Here is a 21585-nt window from a genome sequence, read left to right on the forward strand (position 1 = left end):
CAGGTACCCGGAGCGGATTGAAGGGTCTACGCACGAATCAGACACACGCGCCAAGAATTGAGAATCCGCGCCGCACTCGGAGTCCCCGAGCGGAGCAATGGCGTACTGGCGAAATTAGGACAAGCGTGGAGGGTGAAACGGGCTGTTTGAGGGAGGCGAGGGTATGGAGTTGTCCTTGAGATCTGTCACAAGGACGTTCGCTGCCAGCGGTGGAACTATTAGAGCAGATCCAGGTAAAGCATGGGCGCAGCAAAAACAGCCTTCGCTAGCAACACCGGATTTCGTGTGACGTTCTGTTTGGGAATAGTCCGAGGCGATGATGCTACTTACCCCAATAATACTAGCGGTGACTATTAGAGACGCACTCCCGCCGTCGATGTCTGTCTCCTCTATGCAGCACGGCATTCGATATGTGAGGTCTAGGAGCGTGAAGACTAGAAGGAAGACCACAATGCCACGATCTAGGTATTCTTTCTTGGTGAGTCCCTTTACCTGCATGAACCACTGACTGTACCATAGTCAATAATCGTAATCAATCCGCCTTCAACGCGTGAAATGATTCGAGGACGCAGATTTCTTTTTCTTTGTTTCCCTGTCGCTGGAGTTGTAAACAACCACTGACTTCTTCTTCGGTGATGACCTCTGTGTGCTATCCAATTCTGAGGGCAAGGTCCGCTGTTGTCTCGACTCTTGCTCGATTAAGCGCATTACTGGAAACCTGGCACTCACATGACATTCCTCAATGGCCGGCGTCGCCGAGCCCGACGACTGAGAGAATTCTCTTGTCAGTCTGTGACATACGTCAAATTTGTACTACGGCTTCAGTCTCACGCAAGCCTCGTTTTCTACGGCCGCAGTTACCCACACCCTAAACTTCTGTCGAGACTCCGAATGATGAGCGTCACATCCTACGACCCAAGGCTGCTCTACCAGGCAATCCCTGCACGCGTCGCCACGCTATTGAACGATAACGGTGAGCGTCGCAGTTACTAGTGTGGCCCGAATCATCACGGGCTGTGAATGTTTCCTGATGCGGGCCGAGTGCCGCGCCTCCCTTGATTTTCAACTTGAATGTTACGTTCGTGTCTGTTGTCGCGATCGGATCAGGCGGCTTTGGAATTATGCCCATTGCGGGATCAGGCGGAGTGACAGTCACATTGCCGGTGAATCCGACTGAGCGGTTTATGTTTACTGTTACACGAACCTTAGTTCCAGGTTGCCCTGTGACTGTTGGTGAATCAAACCCAATCGAAAAGAGTGGTGCTTTTCGGTGTCTAGTTCTGTCGATTACGTAGCGCCTCACTACATACAGACGCAATCAACAGACCGGATCATTCAGAATTCAGACGATGGGGTCCGAATCGTTATCACGCATAGCAGCCCAATAGAAGAGGCTTCATGATCGCCCTTGTTCTGCCAGCGTTGGTGGTCACCATTCGGGCTCGAACATTCCATCCATGCATTCTGATTCGGCTCTGAGATGACGGGCTGTCAGGCCGATGCTCATCAAGAGCGTATCAAGCCTGGCCATTAGAGAATAGAACTCCTCGGTGGCTGGATCAGTTGTGTCAAGCTTTTCCTTGATCTCGCAGACTTCTCGGCAGTGTCCGGCCATCTCATCTACATTACGCGAAACGTATCCGTAACCGGATGCTCCTCAAGCACAGCCGCTTTTAACTTTCTCATATCTTCCACCCCAAAGCTTCGAGGCGACGCTTGTACCGCGCTATGGAGGTTCTCGCCCCTCGGATTTCACTCTGCCAGGGTTTTATGAATCTTCATCAGGATTCGGTTTCCTTAACTCGTTGTTGATTTTGCCTTGATGCTCACTGATAAACCTCCGCTTGTCCTCTATGTTCAACAATAGCTTCTTTCTCTTACCCATAGGAAACGTTGTCTCATCACGAACAAATCCGCAACGAATAGCTTTGGCTCACTCAATGCGCGAGAGCGGCATTGTGCTGTTCGTAGGCTTTCGTCTCGAGAATCTTTTGGATTTCGCGAATCGTGAGCTCAAGCTCTTCATCCTTCGAGTAGAAGTGCGGCGCTACTCGAATGCCTGCGCCCGGACGATAGTCGACGAGGAAGTCGCGGCGCAGAAGCTCGGTCGTCACTTGCTGTCCGTGTGGCACGTCGATCACCACCGTGCCGCCGCGCTCGGCTGGATTCTTCGGGCAGTTGATCTTGAAGCGCGCCTCTTCGGCGATCTCGATCAAGCGGGTTGTTTGTCTGATCGACTTCTCTCGAATCCTCTCAACTCCGATCTCGTTCACTATCTCGTAGCCGGACATCGCCGCGTACATCGCTGGTATGCAAGGCGTGCCGTTCAGGAAGCGATAGATGTTGTCGGCGTACTGGTTCGGCCCGGTCTCAAACGCGAACGGGTCTTCGTGCGCGAGCCATCCCGTCAATCGCGGCTCGAGCTTTGACCACAGATCGCGCTTGACGTACAGGTAGCCCGCGCCCGGCCCGCCGCAGAGCCATTTCACTGAACCGCCAGTCGCGAAATCCAACCCGATCTCGCGCACATCGACCGGCACCGTCCCGGCTGATTGATAGATATCGGCTACAACAAACGCCCCGACTTCGCGAGCGCGTTCGGTGATGGCTTTAAGGTCTTGAATGAACGAGCTTCGGAAGATGACGTGTGAGACGCTGACGAGCAGCGTCTGCTCATCGATCGCGTTGAGCATCCTCTCGATCGGCACGGTTATCCCGTCGTCGGAAGGCACGGTCACCAACTCCGCGCCTTCGCGTTCAAGCGCCTGATAGATGTACAAATTCGATGGAAAGTTCAAGCTCTCGGTGACGATCTTGTTTCGCTTGCTGCCGAAAGCAAAGCACGAGGTGATGATCGACTGGCAGATTGAAACGTTCGGGTGCATCACTACTTCGCCTTCGCCGGCGCCAATTATCTTGCCGATCATATCGCCGACCGTCGTAGCCATCATCCACCATCCTTCATCCCAAGAGCGAATTCCGCGCGTCGCCCACATGTCCGCGTACTCCTGCAGACGATCGCGCGTGCGCCTGGGCATCGCGCCCAGCGAGTGCGAGATCATGTAAACGGTGTTGTCGAGAATTGGAAACTCTTTTCGCCACTCTAGTAACTCGTCCATGGAAACCTCCCTCTCAGGATTGCCGATTGCGGATTGCGGATTTCCGATTGCCGATTGCCGATTGAAACGGCCAGGCATCAAGAATCAAGAATGCAGAAATCGGCAATCGGCAATCGCCAATCGGGAATCATTCGCCGCTGCTCTTGGTGCTGAGATAACTCCTCAGCTCCCACAACTCCGGGAAGAAGGTTCGGTCCACAGTCTTCTTCAGGTAAGCCGCGCCTTCACTTCCCCCGGTGCCTGTCTTGGTGCCTATCATCCGCTCGACCATCTTGATATGACGCAGCCGCCACATCGAAAACATTTCGTCGTATTCGATCAAGCTCTCGGTCAACAGGAATAACGCATAGTGCTTCTCCGCATCCTGATAAACCCGCTTAAGCTCGCTGATGCGCTCCTGCCGCGCAGCCAGTTGCGCTTCCTCGCCGTCGGTCGCTACCTCCGGCAGGTTGAACCCGTGCCGTCGAAGCATCGCGTAGAACGCATCCGCAACCGAGGGTTGTGAGAGCCGCGCTTGCAGTCTCGCGTGCTCCTCCGAACCCGGATCGTAGTTCTTCAGGAATCGGGCGTCCTTCAAACCCGAGACACACTCGATCTCGCGAAATTGAAACGACTGAAAGCCGCTGGCAGGCATCAACTGATCGCGGAAGGCAAGGAAGTCCATCGGCATCATGGTCTCGAGCACGGCGATCTGGTCAACCAGCACGCGCTCGATCTCGATGCAGCGCCGCACCAGGCGATGCGCGGCAAGCGGTTGATCGCCGTTGAGCCTTTCGATGATGGTGTCCAGTTCGTGCAGCAGTTCCTTGAACCACAGTTCGTAGACCTGATGGATGATGATGAACAGCATTTCGTCGTGCTGCGGCGGATCGGAGAGCTGCTCCTGAAGCGAGATCAGATCGCGCACCTTGAGGTAGCCGCCGTATGTGAGTCGCGGCTCGTCCGTACTAGGCGGTAAACCGAATGACATTAAGAATGGTCCTTGGTCCTTGGTCATTGGTCATCGGTCATCGGTCATCGGTCATTTTTTGTTAAACACCGGCGCCCGCTTTTCAGTGAACGCCTGATAGGCTTCGCGGAAATCAGGGTTGAGCATGCAAATGGCTTGAGCCTCGGACTCGGCTTCCAGAGCCATATCGAGGCTCATATGAAGCTCGCGATTCAATGCGGCCTTGGTCATTCCCAGCGCAAACCCCGGTCCGGCCGCAAGCCTTTCCGCCCACCTCACCGTCTCCGCCTCGAGTTCGCCTGGCGCAACGACGGCGTTGTATAGACCGAGGCTGGCGGCTTCTTGCGCGCCGATGAAATCGCCGGTGTATAGCATTTCCGTTGCCTTGCCCAGGCCCACGAGCTTGGGCAGCAAGAACGCCGCGCCCATGTCCGCGCCCGCGAGTCCGACCTTCGTAAAGAGAAACGCTATCTTTGCGGTGTCGGCTGCGATGCGCATATCGCAGGCCAGCGCGATGACCGCGCCAGCCCCGGCAACTGTTCCGTTGAGCGAGGCAATTACTGGCTTGTCGAGGCGGCGAATGTTCCTGATCAACTCGCAGGTCATCCGTGTGAACTCGAGAAGCCCGCTTATGTCGCGCTGGAACAACTCGCCAATGATCTCTTCGACGTCTCCGCCCGAGCAAAACCCGCGCCCGCGTCCGGTGATGACGACAACCCTTATCTGATCGCGCGAGCGGAGGGAGGCAAGCGTGTCCGTAAGCTCGCGATAGACTTCAAATGTGAGCGAGTTCAGCCGTTCCGGCCGATTGAGGGTCACAGTCGCGATCGGGCCTCGCTCCTCGTACAAAAAGCTTTTTGGATCGATGACCTTCGAGGTTTTCACCGCGGGTCCCCGCTCGAACTGTCGGCCGTTGGGATGACCGCGATTGCTTCAATTTCGACCTTGGCAAGGTGTTCGACCAGGCTGTTAACCTCGACCAGGGTCATCGCGGGATAGTTCTTGCCCATGAGTTGGCGGTAAGCAATGCCCACAGCCCGGAGCCCCGACGTGTATTCATCCTTGTTGGTGACAAAGATCAACATTCGCGCGATGTTTTGAGGTCCGCCGCCGGCCTCGCGAACCACGACAAGAACATTCGAGAGCGCCTGCGCGAACTGTTCGGCAAAATCGTCGCTCACGATTCTGTTCGCGGCGTCCCAACCAACCTGCCCGGCGATAAACAACAGCGAGCCGCCTTCGAACAACATGCCGTTGCTGTAGCCGCTAGGGTGGCCGAGCACTTCCGGATTGATTATTGTCATCCTCACATTGATCCTGACTTGTGATCAAAGCGCTTTGAGTCCGCTATATTCCTTAAGCTCCCAGCTCGTGCCTTCTTTGGCGCGCCGCTTCACCAGTCCCAAGCCGGGCACGTAATGATCGACTGTAAGATTCTCCCCTATTTTGCGAGTGATCTTAACGGCGTTGAAAGTGCCGACCGCAGTGGTCACGTCCTCCGGACCGATCACCTCGAAGATGATGAACGTGAGATCGTCACCTCTCGACGGCGGCATGCCGGGGCTATGCACTATGGTACGGAAGGCGTGCGTCCAGGTCGTGCCCTTTCTCGAAATCGACTGTGGATCGACCATCATCACCGAATTCTCTCGATACTCAAAATCAAGCCTGGATTGTTGTCCGGCGATATTGCTCTCGGTTGTTTCTGAAAGGATCTGCACCCTCTCGCCATCGCAAACAAACTTTCTGACTATCGATTGAACTATTTGCATGCCGCCGCTGCGGTCGACGAGTTGCGACCGTTGCGCGAAGACCTTGCGCCCTGCTTCGTCAGCGGCATCGACGATAACAGTCAAGTCTCCGACTATGCCGCTGGAATAGTTGATCACAAATTTGGCAATTGACCCGGGCACGAGCGGGAAGTACGGGTTACATGCTTTGAAATTCGGATCGGCTGCTTCGAGGGGCTTGATTGGTTGAGGCGGCTTGAAATTTGGGGCGCTGTTGGCGTTAAGATTTGAGCTGGCGTTGGAATTGATGTTGGTATTGGCGCCATTGCAGCCGCTGAGCGCGATCACGCCCAGCAGGATAATGACCAAACTGATTCGCATTGACGAGTCATTCCTTTCGATTAATTCTCGTTGGGAGCAATCAAGTTATTAGCACCTCGGGGCCGCTGTTCGCAAGCAGTAGCCTGAACGCTTCTCATCGAACGATCGCGATGCTATAACGTTCGAGCCGGATGGACGAAGGCTGGATATCGCTTCCTTCGCCAGCTTGCCGGCACCGGCTTGAGTTCTCAAACACATCGTGAGCGAAGAACACACCAACGCCTCGCAGCGCGGCCCAGGCCGGGTAATGGCAGCGATGGGGTTCGCCGTTCTAGCGCTCGCGTTTTCTGCGATATTTATCATCAAGCTGGAGCAAGCAGAAGTTCCAGCGCCGGTAATCGCGTTCTACCGGATGGCTGTCGCGACCGCGTTGCTATTGCCGCCGGCGCTGGCGTTCAAGTGGAAAGAGATTCGGTCGCTGGCGCGAGAAGATATCGGCTTGCTGGCGTTGGGAGGATTCTGCCTGGCGGTCCATTTCGGCGCGTGGATCACATCGCTCAAGTATGTCCCCATCGCCACCGCGGTGGTGTTGGTCAACAGTCATCCGTTGTTCGTAGTCATCGCTTCGTACCTCTTTCTCGGCGAGCGGCCCTCACGGCGTAGCCTCATCGGCGCCGGCGTCGGGCTCGCGGGGATGGCAGTTATTAGCCACGACGCTCTAGGGGACCTTCGACCGGCGATGAAGGGTGATGCTCTCGCGCTGTTGGGCGCCCTGGCGGTGGTCGGCTATTTTATCGTTGGCCGAAAGGCGCGAGCACGAATCAGCGTGCTTGGCTACGTCACTCCACTCTACGCCGTGTGCTCTTTGTTGCTGCTAATCTGGGTAATCGCCGCCGGTGATCAGCTTCTTCCTTACAGCGCAAGCACGTGGGGATATCTGGCAGCGCTGGCGATTGTGCCGACGATAATTGGTCATACGGTTTTTAACTGGGCGATCAAGCACGTACGGCCAACGGCAATCTCATTGGCGTTTCTCGGCGAGCCGGTAGCAGCAAGCGTGCTCGCACTGATTTTCTTTGCGCAGCGCCCGCCGCTCGCAACTTTGGCCGGCGGCGCTCTCGTGCTTGCAGGTGTTTATCTGACGACCTCGAAGTAGCGTAGACTGTCTAGTCTGTGTCTGGCAATTCCCACACAAGTCGGATCACCAGACAACAGACTAGACAGTCTATGCTACTTCCCAATGAGGTTATGCGAGTGAAGAGACTACTGCTAACTGCCTTCGAGCCTTTCGCCGGTGAGGGCATAAACCCCTCGCTTGAAGCTGCCCGCCAAATGGATAAGATCGACTTTCGCGATGCGCTCGTCCGCATCGCCGAGCTTCCGGTTGATCGATACCGGGCGGTCGATATGGCACTCGAACTCATACGCGCGGGCCACCCAGATATCGTCATTATGCTCGGAGAAGCAGGAGGCAGATATCGAATCACGCCCGAGCGAGTCGCGATCAACGTCGATGACTTTCGCATTCCTGATAACGCGGGGAATAAACCCAGGGACGAACCCATTGTCCAAGGCGGACCGGTCGGATATTTTTCAACGCTTCCGATTCGCGCGATCACCGATCGGATCAACAGAGCGCTCATTCCGGCAGCGATCTCAAACAGCGCCGGCGCATATTTGTGCAACAGGCTCTTCTACAGCGCGATGCATTCGATTAGCGTCGGACGGCTGCCCGCGATCGCCGGCTTCATACATCTGCCTTATCTTCACGAGCAGGCAATAAACAAATATCCGGACGTGCCCAGCCTCTCACGGGAATCGATAGTGGAAGCGGTACGGCTGGCGATCGAAGTTTCGCTAAGCGATGAGAACTAAGCCGAGATGCGTCACAGCTTTACTTGCTTGACTGAGATGACGCCTGGCAGCGAAGCAAGCGCGCTCAGTGTTTCTTCGGACATGGGCTGGTCGATCTGAATCAACGCCAGCGCGCTCTCTCCAATCTTCTTGCGCCCGAGATAGAGCCGGCCGATGTTGACGTGGTTCTCGCCTATGAATGTAGCGATGCTTCCGAGAACGCCGGGCTGGTCGCGGTTGAAGAGCAGAAGCATGTGGCCCTTTGGGATCGCTTCGAGACTAAAGCCGTTGATTCGAACTATGCGTCCGTCGCGGCGGCCGAATAGCGCTCCCGCGACTTCGCTTTCGCGCTCCGCGGTCACCGCCCGAACTCGAATCATGCTCGCGAAGTCTCGCGCGCGGCGCGACAGCGATTCGCTGACTTTAATGCCACGCTGTTCGGCGACCATTGCCGCGTTGACCATATTCACCCGCTCGATCACCGGGCCGAGCAGCCCTGCGAGCACCGCTTGAGTTATGGGCTTGACGTCGTACTCGGTGACCTCGCCCGAGTATTCGATGGCGACCTCGCGTAAGTCGTGGCCGAATACCAGACCTTGAAAGAGGCCTATCTTATCGCCAAGGGAGATGTATGGTCCGATGGACGCGAGCAGCTCGGCGCTTACTGCGGGCATGTTGACTGCGCCGCGCACCGTGCCGTGTTTCAAGTAGTCAAGCACCTGCTCGGCAATCATCGTCGCTACTCCAAGCTGAGCTTCGGTCGTCGATGCTCCAAGGTGAGGCGTTGTGATCACCTCATCGAGCGCAAGCAGCGCATTGTCGGGCGGCGTCGGTTCCTGCTCGAACACGTCCAGCGCCGCGCCTGCGACTTTGCCGGAGCGGATCGCATCGATCAGGGCTCGTTCATCAATCAAGCCGCCGCGAGCGCAGTTGATGAGTCTCACGCCGTGTTTCATTTTGTCGATTGCGGCGGAGTTGATCATTCCGCGAGTTTCATCCGTTAGCGGCGTGTGGATCGTGATGAAATCGGCGCGGGCTATGAGATCATCGAGCGCGATCATTTCGATGCCGAGCTCGTGCGCGGCTTCACGCGTGAAGTAAGGATCGTAAGCCAATATGTTCATCCCGAACGCGCGCGCGCGCTCGGCGACGGCCGTGCCGATGCGCCCGAGTCCGACGATCCCCAGCGTCTTGCCCATAAGCTCGACGCCGAGGAATCTGTCCTTCTCCCAGCGGCCGGCTTTAGTTGAAGTCACGGCTTGCGGTATCTGGCGCGCGAGCGACAGCAGCATCGCCATTGTGTGCTCGGCCGTAGTGACCGTGTTTCCGGCAGCAGCATTCATCACCACCACGCCGCGCCGCGTAGCGGCGGCGACGTCAATGTTGTCGACGCCCGTGCCGGCGCGGCCAACGACGCGGAGGTTGGTTGCTCGGTCGATCAGATCGGCGGTGACACTGGTCTTGCTGCGAACGATCAGCGCGTCGTAACCGCCGATGATTCGAGCGAGTTCATCGCCGCTGATCGAAGGCTGTTCGTCGACCGTCATGCCGCTGGCTGATCTGAGCTTGTCAACCCCGCTCTTCTCCAATCCGTCACAAACGAGAATGCGCATAAGAACTTCGACTCCCGGATTCGAAGCTCGAATTGTACCGGACGTGCAGACTTCCTTCCACCGCACGCCCGCTTGGGGATTCGTGACGGCGCGCGATTGTCTCGCGGCGCCCTCGATCAATCTTGCTTTGCTTGGCTTGCGCAATCTTGCTGACTGTCAGCACCTTGTTGTGGCAAAGTGACTTGGCTGGAGAGCGCAGATGACCAACTGGCAATTCATAACGATCATTGGTACGTTCGTGCTGAGTTTTTTTGGATTCATCCTGACCATTCTCGGCACGGCGCGCTCAACGCAGGCTGCGCTCAACGAGCAATTCACCGCCTTTAGAAACGAGATGAAGGCCGAGATGGAGACGCTGCGGAACGAAATTCGTCAGAACGATAAACGATACGAAGAACGCTTCGCCCGCCTCGACGCCGACATCCGCGAGATCAAGGATGACCTCCGCCAAGTCTTCAAACCTGTCCTGCCGCACTAGCCGATCCGCTATAACCGACCACGTTTGGAGGCGTTGACACTCGATTCAAGCGCCCGCTATACTTTTGGACTTTCGTCAGAAGCGATTTTTTGGAGGGAGCTAACCGTGGCATACGCGATCATTCAGTCCGGCGGCAAACAGTTCCGAGTCACTGAGGGAGAGATCGTTCGTCTCCCCTCGATCAGAGCGGAAGTCGGCGCGTCGGTCGAGCTTGAGGCGCTTTTGCAAGCCGATGGCGACCGCATTCAAGTCGGGCAAGTCGGCGGCGATCAAGTCAAGGCTACCGTCGTCGAGCACGGCCGCGGCAAGAAGGTGATCGTCTTCAAGAAGAAGCGCCGCAAGCAATACAAGAAGATTCACGGTCATCGCCAGGACTTCACCGCGGTTCGGATCGAATCAGTTGGCGCGGCTTCGGACAAATCAGAATAGGCAGCGATCGACCGCGGATGGTTACAGCCGTTCGCTTTGATCGCTCGACAGAGGATTTATGGCACACAAAAAGGGAGTAGGCAGTTCGCGGAATGGGCGCGACTCGAACGCGCAGCGGCTCGGCGTCAAGCGGTTTGGCGGCGAGAGCGTGTTGGGCGGCGCGATTCTGGTTCGTCAGCGAGGCACGAAATTCAAGCCCGGCAACAACGTTGGCCGCGGTTCGGACGACACGCTCTTCGCGCTGGTCACCGGCGTCGTCAAGTACGAAGAGAAGGGACGCAAAGGCAAGTTCATCAGCGTGTACCCGCAATCTTAGTCATTGGTCGTTAGTCATCGGTCATCCATTTTTGAATTCTCAATGACCAATGACGAATGACCAATGACCAATTATGCAGTTTTTAGATCGAGCCAAAATCTTGGTAAAGGCCGGTGACGGCGGAAACGGAGTGACCGCATTCCGCCGCGAAAAGTTTGTCCCGCGAGGAGGACCGTCGGGCGGCGACGGCGGTCGAGGCGGTTCGGTCTACATGGAAGCGACCGAGCAGCTAAACACCCTTTTGCAATTCCGCTTCAATCCTGAGTTTCGCGCGGGCCGGGGCTCACACGGCGAGGGCGACAAGCGCCACGGGCGAGACGGCGAAGAGCGCAATATCCTTGTGCCTGTGGGCACGTTGGTTACCGACGGTGAGACCGGCGAGTTGTTTCATGATTTCTCCCAACCCGGCGAGCGCATAGTAACAGCGCGAGGCGGCCGCGGAGGACGGGGCAACGCGCAGTTCGCGACTTCAACCAACCGCGCGCCGCGCTACCACGAAGACGGCGAGCCTGGCGAGGTCAGGTCGCTACAACTCGAGTTGAAGCTGATTGCAGACGTGGGTCTTGTCGGCTTTCCCAATGTCGGCAAGTCAACGCTGATCTCACGAATCTCAGCCGCCCGCCCCAAGATCGCCGACTACCCATTCACTACGTTGGAGCCGCATTTGGGAGTCGTCGCTTATGGCGAAGAAGGTTCATTCGTGGTGGCCGACATTCCAGGGTTGATCGAGGGCGCCCACGAGGGGACCGGGCTCGGACTGGAATTTCTGCGTCACGTCGAACGCACCAAGCTGCTCGTTCATGTCATCGACGTCTCTTCGACCGGTCGCGATCCAGTCGAAGATTTTCTGACGATCGGCAGGGAGCTTGAGCTTTATAAAGCTGACTTGCTTGCGAAACCTCAAATGGTGGCTGCGTCAAAGATGGACGCGCTTGATGATTCGGAGAGGGTGGAACGGCTTCGCCAGTTCTGCGAAGCGCGTGGACTCAAGATGTTTGAGATATCGGCAGTAGCCGGCTTCGGCATAAGCGAGTTCGTTGCCGGGGTCGGCGCAGAGGTCGAGCAGATTCGGAGGTCAAGCCAGATGGCGGTTTCGAGTTCATAGTTCCGGGTTCCGGGTCTGTCTATCGGTCGAGTTAATCGTATGAACCCTGAACCCTGAACCCTGAACACAGATGATGGACGAACGCCGCATAGCAGCATTCGGAGGAACATTCGATCCGGTGCACAACGGACACATTGAAGTCTCGCGCGCCATCGTCCAGAACTTCCTGCTTGATCAACTGCTGATCATTCCTGCAAACAGGCCGCCGCATAAGAACTCGAGCGCAATCGCTGACGCTTACCATCGATTTGCAATGTCGGTCATGGCTTCGCTCGAGGAGCCGCGGGTGGTGGTTTCAACTATCGAACTGGAATCGCCCGACCGTCCATACACGTTTGAGACCGTCGAGCGGCTTCGAAGCATTTTCGGAACTAGGACCAGACTGTTTTTTGTTTTGGGCGCGGATTCGTTCGAGGAGATCAGCACCTGGCGCGAACCCGCGCGATTGCTATCGTCCACGAACCTAATTGTAGTTGCGCGGCCGGGGCACGAGGTGACTTCATCGCACCTGGACGAGCGATTCAGGTCAACCGTCGTGGACTTGCGCGGACGCGACGGTAAGCTCGAGATAGGCGGAGAGTTGAACGAGCATCGTATCTACTTGACCAGCTATGTTAACACCGGCATCTCGTCTACGGAGATCAGGCAAAGAGTGCGCGACGGAAAGTCGATAGAAGGCCTGGTGCCGGCGCACGTGGCCGACTATATCAGAAAGTACGAACTGTACAGACGGTGACTTAATGGGTGGTGGCGCTGACAAACAACCCCGATCGCGATCGGTACCGGTGCTGGAAACTGAAACCGCGGTCATGATCGCGGCTCGCGCCGGAATCGACAAGAAGGCGACCGATCTGGCCGTGCTTGACCTGCGGCAAGTCGCCTCCTTTACAGAGTATTTCCTGATTTGCACCGGTGCGAGCACGCGGCAGGTACAAGCTATTTCCAACGCAGTTGAAGAGGCGTTGCTTCAGAGCGGCAAACGCCCGCTTCACATCGAAGGCTATAGCAGTGCAGAATGGATTCTGCTAGACTACGGCGATTTTATCGTGCATGTGTTCGGGCCGGCATCGCGCCGGTTTTACGATTTGGAGCGTTTATGGCGCGACGCGCCTCGCGTTGAAGTAGCCAGTGACGTGTAATGCATGGTGATAGCGAGGCCGCGTGACCAGCGGACCATGCATAAGCACTTCAGTCAGTCTTATGAAGCTCGTTGCCAATTCGCCGGCTATGCAGAAGGTCGCGGAACTGATCGACAGAGTCGCGGCCACCGGGTCGAACGTGCTGGTGTTGGGCGAATCGGGAAGCGGCAAAGATGTCGCGGCTCGGCTTATTCACGATCGCAGCCTTCGACGCGATCGGGCGTTTGTAAAGATCGACTGCGCGGCGTTGCCCGAAGACCTTCTGGAGTCGGAGTTGTTCGGTTATGAGAAGGGGGCCTTCACTGGTGCGACCGAATCGAAGCCCGGACGATTTGAGGCAGCCGACGGCGGCACCCTGGTGCTCGACGAGATAGCCAGCCTCATGTCGTCGTCTCAGGCGAAGCTCCTGAGGGTGATTGAGGAACGCAGGTTTGAGCGGCTCGGCGGGAAGCAACCGGTAAAGATCGACGTTCGTATAATCGCGTTGGCGAACATCGATATCAAGCAGGCCGTGCGAGTTCGAACTTTTCGCGATGATCTGTACTACCGGCTCGCGGTGGTGACTATTGAGCTGCCGAGGCTGGTCGATCGACTCGAGGATTTGCCTCAGCTTGCAGACGAGTTCGTTAGACAGTTTGCGTCTCGCAGCGGCCGGGATGGCGTACGGCTTTCAAAGGCGGCCCTGGAGGCGCTTTCGAGCTATGATTTTCCAGGCAATGTTCGAGAGCTAAGGAACATCATAGAACACGCGGTGGTCACGTCGAGCGAAGACGTTATCGAGCCGGCGGGGTTGCCCGAGTACTTGCGATCGGCTGCGCGGCTGATGCAATCGCGCAAGACAAAGCCATCGCTCGCGGAGCTGGAGGCTGTCTATATCGCCGAGGTGCTCGAGCATACGCGCGGAAACAAAACGCGCGCGGCCGAGATATTGGGAATTAGCCGCAAGAATCTCTACGAAAAGATGCGGCGGTATAACATCGGCAAGCTGGGAACGGGCAGCCCGGCGCTGAACTAGCCGGTTCCGAGTTTCGGGTTCTGGGTTTCGGGTTAAGGGAACTATGAACCAGAACTCGGAACCCGGAACCATCATGAAGCTGCGGATCGTTTGGATCGGCAAAACGAAAAACGCTCCTGCGAAGCAATTGCTTCAGGAATACCTGGAGCGCGTCGGCAAGTTTGCCGCCGTTGAAGTAACCGAGTTGCGCGATCGCAATGACGTCGGCAGCGATACGCGACGGATCATTGATAAAGAGGGCGAGGACATACTTGCTCGAACAGCGGCGGCCCCGTATCTTATTGCGCTTGACGAGCGCGGGCGCGAGCTTGATTCGATCAAGCTGGCCGAGCTGATCGAAAAGCACAGGGTGCTGGGTACGAAGCAGTTGACGTTCGTGATTGGCGGATACGGTGGACTATCGGAGGCGGTGTGTAGGCGAGCGGATTTTGTGCTGGCGTTGTCGAAAATGACCCTGACCCACGAGCTCGCGCGAGTCTTGTTGATGGAGCAGATCTACCGTGCTTTTACAATTATTCATGATTTGCCTTATCAAAAGTGAGGAGCCCGTGGCGAGTGAGTCTGAACCGAGCATTGGGTAAAGGGGATAGTTAAAGAAACTGGACCAGGAGAATTTCGATGGACAAAAGGAAATTAAGACAATACGAGGCCATGTTGACCGAGCAAAGAAATTCGCTGCTGGGCATGGTAGAGCGCACTGAAGACTACGGCCGCGAGGCTGACCGCGATGTCAGCCAGGATCCCGCCGACAAGGCGTCGAACTCATACACTAAAGAGCTTCTCTTCTCTCAGAGCACAAACGAGCGCAATACGCTCCGGTTGATCGAAGAAGCGTTGGATCGAATCACCGAGGGGACTTTTGGCGAGTGCATGAACTGCAGTGAGGATATTCAGCCCAAGCGACTCGATGCCATACCCTGGACGCCTCACTGCATCAAGTGTCAGGAGCAAATGGAGCTAGGCCTGCTAGTTGAAAAAGAGAGTTGATTTGAAGATCCGCCCGCAAAACTATTAGACACAGTCGCCGACTTGTGGGGCCTACACACTTTGTTTAGCCTTCCTCTTAATATTCTCACTTGTGGAGGATCAAGCGTGCTGCCACGCGCACTGCGAAACATCAGAGATGGACTGCTGGGCCTGGCATATCCTGAACAGTGCCGTGTGTGCGGCGGCGCCGTGGAATCTTGGGACGACGGTGTAGCGTGCGCCGAATGCTGGGACGATCCAAACGTAACAAAACTTCTAAAGGAATCTTTGTGCGCGAAGTGCGGCGTACCGGTGTCGAACGCCATAGTCGATGTTCAGGCGGCTACTCGGCCAGCCCGGCTTTGCGGAATGTGCGCGACGCTTCCGTTAACGTCGGCCCGCGCTTGTGGAGTTTATGCTGGCGCTCTCGAAGCCAGCGTTCTGTTCTTGAAGGTCACCCCTCACATCTGTCCTCGTCTGCGGGAAATCATCTGTCACACCTTGTCTGACCATCGCCAGGCGTTGGCTGGCGATGTAGTTGTGCCGGTCCCGCTGCATCGCCTTCGAGAGCGGCAGCGTGGATTCAATCAAGCGGCAATTATCGCCAGGCTGATCTCACGCGAGTTCAGCTTCCGTCTCGACGATCGCTCGATGCTGCGGACTAAACCTACCGAGCGGCATCGCACAGGAATGGACGCGGCCGACCGCGCGCAGTCGGTCGAGCGAGCCTTCGAGGTCGCGAGGCCGCGGTTGATAGACGGCGCGTCCGTGCTGGTGGTCGACGACGTGTACACGACTGGCAGCACTCTGTGCGCAGCGGCCCTCTCGCTGATCGAAGCAGGCGCTCGACAGGTTACCGCCCTAACCATCGCGCGAGTCGGGGACAGGTGATCAGCCGTAGACGGGCCTTGCTCCTGCCAGGGCAATCCCAGCATCCGACCAGAGGAAATCCGATAATTTGGATGCGAAGTTCATGGTTTTGGATAATCTCCGGTATGACCACCGCAGGTCGTTCTCCTGCTTAGCTGGAAACGGTATAGCTGGTGGACTTATAATGGCGGGGGAATTAGGCCTGTCAGGGTATGGTACTTGCTAAAATCAGACTCTCCCTTCAGTAATCATTAAACTTCGTCATAATGATCCGTTACGCCATCGGGAATTCATTTCTGTTGGTGCTTGGCCTAGTTCGATCCTAGATCAACCGGAACCAAAGGGTCACTTCTAGCTGCCTGTCCTCCAGGCGAAGTCTCCATTACAAAGTTCTGCAGACTGAGTTTCTAAACTACTAGAGTGAGTAATTATGAGCGGAACACACAAACAGAAAGGAAATCGAAGACGATCACTCCTCGGCAGAGCGATCCAACGGATTGGTGTTGTCATCCGTCAAATACGCAAACATTGGATCGTCTCACTGGGGGCATTCGTTGTACTGATTCTCGCAACAGCCAGCCAGTTCCTGTATCAGCTCTTTAAAGATCGGAATGAAGATCTTGCGAAAGGAACTATCCAAACTGGGTTCGCCGTTCTGATGCACACCGAGAGTCATGGACACGGCACTCTTGAAGTTGTCTGCTCGGACCCTAAAGAACGACCACCCGCCGATATCGATCTCGCAATTGACTGGCGGATAATGAATATCGGCAATACAAACAATCTGATTGTAGCATACTCTGTCGTTGTGAAATCGGGTGATCGCCTTGTTAGGCTCCGGCGCATCGTCGTCCAGAGCCCGCATTATCTACTAAGACATCATGATGGCATCGTAGAATACACAGATATTTCAAACACTTGCTTTGATAACGTGGCTCATTCGAGAGTTCTAACGCCGAGAGACTCTGTAGGCGGTTGGGTATTCTTCAAGGCAGATTTCCAAAACGATCACAGGTTCAGCATAGATCGCATTCACGTATATATAGTGGATCAATATTCAAAGTTGCACGTGATCGTACCCAAGAGGATAGCTGAAGACGAATACAACCAGCTAACAGAAGGCACTGCGAAAACCACTCCCTCACGAAAGCGCGTGTCGTCGGGAGACGCAAGACTAAAGGAACCGATTGCGATAATACGAAACCGATTGCGATCAAGGCGCGCCAAGAGTGCTCCTAGTCGCAGAAAAAGATGGATTAATACCAACAGGGCGGAATACAATACGATAGCCTTAAAAGCGAGAAGACTCGACCGCTAACCAGCCGGTATCTCAACAGTTCTTTGACCTATTTGCCTCTCAACCTGGAAATCCCCTTCCAAGAAATCCAATAATTTGGATGCGAAGTTCATGGTTTTGGATAATCTCCGGTATGACCACCGCAGGTCGTTCTCCTGCTTAGCTGGAAACGGTATAGCTGGTGGACTTATGATGTCGGGTGAATTAGGCCTGTCAGGGTATGGTACTTGCTAAAATCAGACTCTCGCACCTTCAGTAATCATAAGACTTCGTCATAATCATTCGTTACGTCATTGGAAATCCATTTCTGTGGGTGCTTGGCCTAGTCCGATCTTAGATCAACCGGAACCAAAGGGTCACTTCTTAGCTGTTTGTCGTTCTTGAACAAGCATGAATGTTTGAGGCGCTCGGTCTCAAACATCAATTATCAATGGTCGACCGATTCTCAGGCGCAAAACAGGCACGCAGTCCGATAGCGGGCTACCTGTTTCTTTTGAGACTCCCGGACGGCCCCTCAAATCCATTAGGAGGAGAATCTAGATGAGAAAGAAAAAAGTGCTAGCTAGAGTAGTAATCTGCACACTCTCAACTCTGCTAATATTGGGCTCATTTAGCGGTTTGGGTAGCGCGCAGGTTACCACCACCGGCCGAATAAGCGGCACGGTGATGGATCAGCAAGGCGCAGTGCTACGCAATGCCGAGGTTGTCGTTAGGAACAATGAGACCGGCGCGGAATACAAGGCCCAATCTGGTGACGAAGGCACCTTCTTCATCTCTGCCTTGCCGGTATCGACTTATACCGTGACGGTTACCGCTCAGGGGTTCAAACAGACCAAGGTAACAGATGTAAAAATCGAAGTGGGTAAGTCGGCAACCGTCGAAGTCAAGCTCGAAGTCGGCGCAGCCAGCGAGTCGGTCACGGTTACCGGCGGGGCTGAAGTCCTGCAAAGGGACTCCACCAATATCGGCTCAATTATCTCCGGCCGCCAGATCACCGAGCTGCCGTTCACCTCGCGTGATGCTCTTGATTTGGTGCTGACGCTTCCGGGCACGACCACACCAGGCCGCCCGCGTTCTTCTTCGATAAATGGCCTGCCTAAGGGCGCGCTGTTCATCACCCTCGACGGCATCAATGCTCAGGACAACTTCAATCGGACTGGTGATGCGTTCTTCACCTACATCCGTCCTCGCATTGACGCCATAGAACAGGTGGAGGTTTCAACGTCTACTCCGGGCGCCGAAGCTGCGGCGGGCGGCGCGGTACACATTCGGTTCATCACCAAGGGTGGTTCGAACGACTACCACGGCGGTGCGTACTGGTACAATCGCCAGAAGGGCTTCAATGCCAACTACTACTTCAACAACCTGACCGGCATCGAGCGCGCGCCGATTAGGTTGGATCAGTGGGGAATCAAGGCAGGCGGACCGATCACCCCCTGGCTCAAAGACCGCGCATGGTTCTTTGTTAACTACGAAGAATTCAGGTTGCCCGAAGCGACTGTGCGCACTCGCGTCATCCTGACCCCCGAGGCGCAAGCGGGAATCTTCCGCTATCCTGGAGGACCTGCGAGCGGTGTAAATCTGTTAGCGCTCGCGGCGTCGAAAGGATTCACGGGGACTTTCGATCCTACAATAGCGAAGATCCTTGCCGACATTCGCAGTTCGACGTCGGCGGGCGTGGTCAAAGCACAATCGGATCCGAACTTCCAGAATTTCGTCTTCACGAATACGGGAGGACAGCTTCGACGTTTCCCCACAATTCGTGTGGACTTCAACGTGACCAGCAAGCATCACGTCGAAGCCATCTACAACTTCCAGGATTTCGCATCCAGGGTGGACTTCCTCAATGGCGTTGATCCAGCTTTCCCGGCGCCAATGCCGCAGATTCTTGGAAGCCAGGCATCCAATCGTTTCTCACTTTCAACGGCGCTGCGCTCACAGCTTACTTCGACCGTCGTAAACGAGGCGCGCTTCGGCCTGACCGGCGGGACGGTGGTGTTCTTCCCTGAACCCAATGCGGGCTCCTTTGCACCCTTTGGCGGTGTGTCGATGATCTTCCCTGGCGCACTGGCCAACCCCCAGTCGCTCGACAGCAATTCTCGGCGTAACTCTCCTGTCCAGCAGTTCAATGATAACCTCTCCTGGACCAGGGGCAATCACAATCTCAACTTTGGGGCTGCGTATAACAGAGCGAGTTCGTTCGCCCAGAACTCTGGTGGCCCCCTGGTTCCTCAAGTGAGTTTTGATGTGGTGGCAACCGATACTGCCACTTCGATATTCACTACTGCAAACTTCCCGGGTGCTGACGCCGCAACGATAGCCAATGCCAGGGGAATCTATGCGCTGCTGACAGGCCGGCTATCGCAAGCCGCATTCAACGCCAAGCTCGACGAGACGACAAAGAAGTATTCACTGAACGAGACGACGATCGAGCGCAACAGCGTTCACGGCTATGGCTTCTACTTCCAGGATTACTACAAATTCCGCCCGAACCTCAGCCTCAACTATGGACTGCGCTGGGAAGCCGCGATTTCGCCGCGTCACAACAATGGTGTCTACACCAGGCCGACGGGCGTGTTCGGCGTAAGCGGAGAGGGTAATCTGTTCAAACCAGGCGTCACACCTGGCGCGGCGACTACCTACGTCCGGGTCGACAAGAATACGAAGGCGTTTGAGGACGATCGCAACAACTGGGCGCCGAGCTTCGGCATCGCGTGGAGTCCGAATTTCAAGTCGGGCATACTCAAGCGCATACTCGGCGAAAACGACAGGACGGTCATTCGCGGCGCCTATTCGATTTCGTATGTGGTCGGCGGTTTCGCCGATTACAACGGCATATGGAACGGTAACACGGGCCTCAGCCGAAACATAAGCCTGCTTAACGGCAGAGATTTCGTAGCGGGCAGTCTCCTCTTGCGAAACGGCCTGCCGCCCTTCACTGCTCCGGCTGACCCGGTCTACCCATTGGCATCCGCCGTGGGTGTCCAGGCTCGGGACTTCAATCCGAACCTTAAGGTGCCCTATGTCCAGTCGTGGAATTTCGGCATCCAGCGCGAGCTTACCAGGGACACTGTCTTTGAAGCTCGCTATGTTGGAAACCATTCGATAGGGCTTGGCAGGCAGTACACCATCAACGAGGTGAACATCTTTGAGAATGGATTCCTCCCGGAGTTCATCGCGGCGCAGAACAACCTGAAGCTCAACGGAGGCACGAGTTTCCGCAACCTTGGGCTGCCTGGGCAAGTGGCACTGCCGATATTTGAGAAGTCGTTCGGGACGACGGCAAGTGGTCTGGCCAACTTCACGAACGCGACCTTTATACAGTTGCTCAATCAAGGTCAGGCCGGGAACGTCGCCAACCGACTGGGCAATGTAACAGGAGCAGTAGGGTTCCAGGCAAATCGGATAGCTGGGGGACTGGCTGCAAATCTGTTCATCGCCAATCCGTCGGTGATGGGCGCGAATGCTCTACTGGCGACAAACAGCGGCAGCAGCACCTACAGTGCTCTCCAGGTTGAATTGCGCAGACGATTTTCGCGCGGGCTTACGCTCAATGGTAATTACACCTGGGCTCACGCGCTTACGAACACGTTCGCCGCTCAACCACACACGTTGCGCAATGAGGGGATGGACAAAGGGCCTTCACCCTGGGACATCCGCCATTCGTTCAAGGTCAGCTACACTTATGATCTGCCAATCGGCGCGGGCCACAGGTTGGATTACAAGGGCCCGGGCAATGTCGTTGGCAAGGTGCTGGAAGGCTGGGCGACGGATGGTATCATCCGATGGACAAGCGGCCGCGTGTTTCCGCTCGACGGCGGTCGCGCTACTGCCAACCAGTTCGAATCGGGTGTTAATCTGGTCGGCATAAGCATCCAGGAGCTACAGAAGCTGGTGGCGATTCGAAAGCAGCCTCTGGACGCAACTCGCGGCACGGTCTTCTGGCTTCCGGACGATATCGTTCAGAACACTCTGAAAGCGTTCGGCCTGGTGGCCGGTACGCCGACGGGAAGATACATCGCTCCGCCGACGACACCGGGCAAGTTCGGTACCTATCTCTTCCTGTATGGCCCGGAGTTCTTCCGCGCCGACTTGAGCATTGTCAAAAAGACGCGAGTAACCGAGCGCGCGAATGTAGAGTTCCGCGCAGAGTTCTTGAATGCGTTTAATAACCAGAACTTCCTGATCGGCAATGTTGGCGCGGGTGACGTAGCCAACGCTGATTCCAACAGGGTAACGGTTAGCAGTCTCAACTTCGGACAAACGACTCACGCTTACCGAGACCTTTCAACCACCAACGATCCAGGCGGACGCTTGATGCAGCTCGTCCTCAGGGTCAACTTCTAATCGAACGATCACAATAGGGTAGGAAACGGGAGCGCGC

General features: G+C 55.9%; 21 protein-coding genes. 13 read left to right on the forward strand and 8 right to left on the reverse strand.

What is annotated here, in order from left to right; translation table 11 throughout:
- Positions 1–1429 precede the first annotated feature (1429 nt).
- The 6 genes from AABO57_23445 to AABO57_23470 all read right to left on the reverse strand — a co-directional run bounded on the left by AABO57_23445 (position 1430) and on the right by AABO57_23470 (position 6179).
- The gene (locus AABO57_23445; GenBank protein ID MEK6288683.1) at positions 1430–1615 is read right to left on the reverse strand and encodes a hypothetical protein; all 186 of its coding nucleotides are present in this window, start codon (positions 1613–1615) and stop codon (positions 1430–1432) included.
- Positions 1616–1937: 322 nt separating this feature from the next.
- Positions 1938–3119 carry an aminotransferase class V-fold PLP-dependent enzyme gene (locus tag AABO57_23450; GenBank protein MEK6288684.1) on the reverse strand — a complete coding sequence of 394 codons (1182 nt, stop codon included), beginning with the start codon at positions 3117–3119 and terminating at the stop codon, positions 1938–1940.
- Between the two features lie 127 nt (positions 3120–3246).
- Positions 3247–4089 carry a tryptophan 2,3-dioxygenase family protein gene (locus AABO57_23455; GenBank protein MEK6288685.1) on the reverse strand — a complete coding sequence of 281 codons (843 nt, stop codon included), beginning with the start codon at positions 4087–4089 and terminating at the stop codon, positions 3247–3249.
- A gap of 51 nt (positions 4090–4140) precedes the next feature.
- Positions 4141–4953: an enoyl-CoA hydratase family protein gene (locus tag AABO57_23460; protein MEK6288686.1), complete on the reverse strand. Its 813-nt coding sequence runs from the start codon at positions 4951–4953 to the stop codon at positions 4141–4143.
- Positions 4950–5372: a RidA family protein gene (locus AABO57_23465; GenBank protein ID MEK6288687.1), complete on the reverse strand. Its 423-nt coding sequence runs from the start codon at positions 5370–5372 to the stop codon at positions 4950–4952. The genes AABO57_23460 and AABO57_23465 overlap by 4 nt, the downstream gene beginning before the upstream one ends.
- A gap of 24 nt (positions 5373–5396) precedes the next feature.
- Complete coding sequence (locus AABO57_23470; protein ID MEK6288688.1) at positions 5397–6179, reverse strand: hypothetical protein; 783 nt, start codon at positions 6177–6179, stop codon at positions 5397–5399.
- 199 nt (positions 6180–6378) lie between these two features.
- Between AABO57_23470 and AABO57_23475 the strand changes: the two genes are divergently transcribed.
- Both AABO57_23475 and pcp read left to right on the forward strand, forming a co-directional pair.
- Positions 6379–7275 carry a DMT family transporter gene (locus AABO57_23475; protein ID MEK6288689.1) on the forward strand — a complete coding sequence of 299 codons (897 nt, stop codon included), beginning with the start codon at positions 6379–6381 and terminating at the stop codon, positions 7273–7275.
- A 98-nt stretch (positions 7276–7373) separates the two neighbouring features.
- Positions 7374–7994 carry a pyroglutamyl-peptidase I gene (pcp, locus tag AABO57_23480; protein ID MEK6288690.1) on the forward strand — a complete coding sequence of 207 codons (621 nt, stop codon included), beginning with the start codon at positions 7374–7376 and terminating at the stop codon, positions 7992–7994.
- A gap of 11 nt (positions 7995–8005) precedes the next feature.
- Here pcp and serA read toward each other — a convergent pair whose 3' ends face one another.
- On the reverse strand, positions 8006–9586 hold the full coding sequence (gene serA / locus AABO57_23485) for a phosphoglycerate dehydrogenase (protein MEK6288691.1): 1581 nt from the start codon (positions 9584–9586) through the stop codon (positions 8006–8008).
- A 199-nt stretch (positions 9587–9785) separates the two neighbouring features.
- Here serA and AABO57_23490 point away from each other — a divergent pair, with 199 nt between their 5' ends.
- From AABO57_23490 to AABO57_23535, 10 genes are all read left to right on the forward strand, one after another.
- On the forward strand, positions 9786–10064 hold the full coding sequence (locus AABO57_23490; GenBank protein MEK6288692.1) for a hypothetical protein: 279 nt from the start codon (positions 9786–9788) through the stop codon (positions 10062–10064).
- A 105-nt stretch (positions 10065–10169) separates the two neighbouring features.
- Positions 10170–10493: a 50S ribosomal protein L21 gene (gene rplU / locus AABO57_23495; GenBank protein MEK6288693.1), complete on the forward strand. Its 324-nt coding sequence runs from the start codon at positions 10170–10172 to the stop codon at positions 10491–10493.
- 58 nt (positions 10494–10551) lie between these two features.
- Positions 10552–10809, forward strand: a complete 258-nt coding sequence (gene rpmA / locus AABO57_23500) for a 50S ribosomal protein L27 (GenBank protein ID MEK6288694.1) — start codon at positions 10552–10554, stop codon at positions 10807–10809.
- Positions 10810–10882: 73 nt separating this feature from the next.
- The gene (gene obgE / locus AABO57_23505) at positions 10883–11914 is read left to right on the forward strand and encodes a GTPase ObgE (GenBank protein MEK6288695.1); all 1032 of its coding nucleotides are present in this window, start codon (positions 10883–10885) and stop codon (positions 11912–11914) included.
- Between the two features lie 70 nt (positions 11915–11984).
- Positions 11985–12650, forward strand: a complete 666-nt coding sequence (gene nadD / locus AABO57_23510; protein MEK6288696.1) for a nicotinate-nucleotide adenylyltransferase — start codon at positions 11985–11987, stop codon at positions 12648–12650.
- 4 nt (positions 12651–12654) lie between these two features.
- Positions 12655–13053, forward strand: coding sequence for a ribosome silencing factor (rsfS, locus tag AABO57_23515; protein MEK6288697.1), 399 nt, complete (start codon positions 12655–12657; stop codon positions 13051–13053).
- A 61-nt stretch (positions 13054–13114) separates the two neighbouring features.
- Positions 13115–14068 carry a sigma-54 dependent transcriptional regulator gene (locus AABO57_23520; GenBank protein MEK6288698.1) on the forward strand — a complete coding sequence of 318 codons (954 nt, stop codon included), beginning with the start codon at positions 13115–13117 and terminating at the stop codon, positions 14066–14068.
- Positions 14069–14111: 43 nt separating this feature from the next.
- Positions 14112–14609 carry a 23S rRNA (pseudouridine(1915)-N(3))-methyltransferase RlmH gene (locus AABO57_23525; GenBank protein ID MEK6288699.1) on the forward strand — a complete coding sequence of 166 codons (498 nt, stop codon included), beginning with the start codon at positions 14112–14114 and terminating at the stop codon, positions 14607–14609.
- Positions 14610–14686: 77 nt separating this feature from the next.
- Positions 14687–15055, forward strand: a complete 369-nt coding sequence (locus AABO57_23530; GenBank protein ID MEK6288700.1) for a TraR/DksA family transcriptional regulator — start codon at positions 14687–14689, stop codon at positions 15053–15055.
- Positions 15056–15160: 105 nt separating this feature from the next.
- Positions 15161–15925 (forward strand): double zinc ribbon domain-containing protein, encoded by a 765-nt coding sequence (locus AABO57_23535; protein ID MEK6288701.1) that lies wholly within the window; start codon positions 15161–15163, stop codon positions 15923–15925.
- 517 nt (positions 15926–16442) lie between these two features.
- Here AABO57_23535 and AABO57_23540 read toward each other — a convergent pair.
- Entirely contained in the window at positions 16443–16769 is a 327-nt protein-coding gene (locus AABO57_23540) for a hypothetical protein (GenBank protein MEK6288702.1), read from the reverse strand.
- Positions 16770–17741: 972 nt separating this feature from the next.
- Here AABO57_23540 and AABO57_23545 point away from each other — a divergent pair.
- A complete protein-coding gene (locus tag AABO57_23545) occupies positions 17742–21548 on the forward strand; it encodes a TonB-dependent receptor (protein MEK6288703.1) in 3807 nt (1268 codons plus the stop codon).
- Positions 21549–21585: the final 37 nt, after the last annotated feature.

Source organism: Acidobacteriota bacterium, from assembly GCA_038040445.1.
Classification (GTDB): domain Bacteria; phylum Acidobacteriota; class Blastocatellia; order UBA7656; family UBA7656; genus Onstottus_A; species Onstottus_A frigus.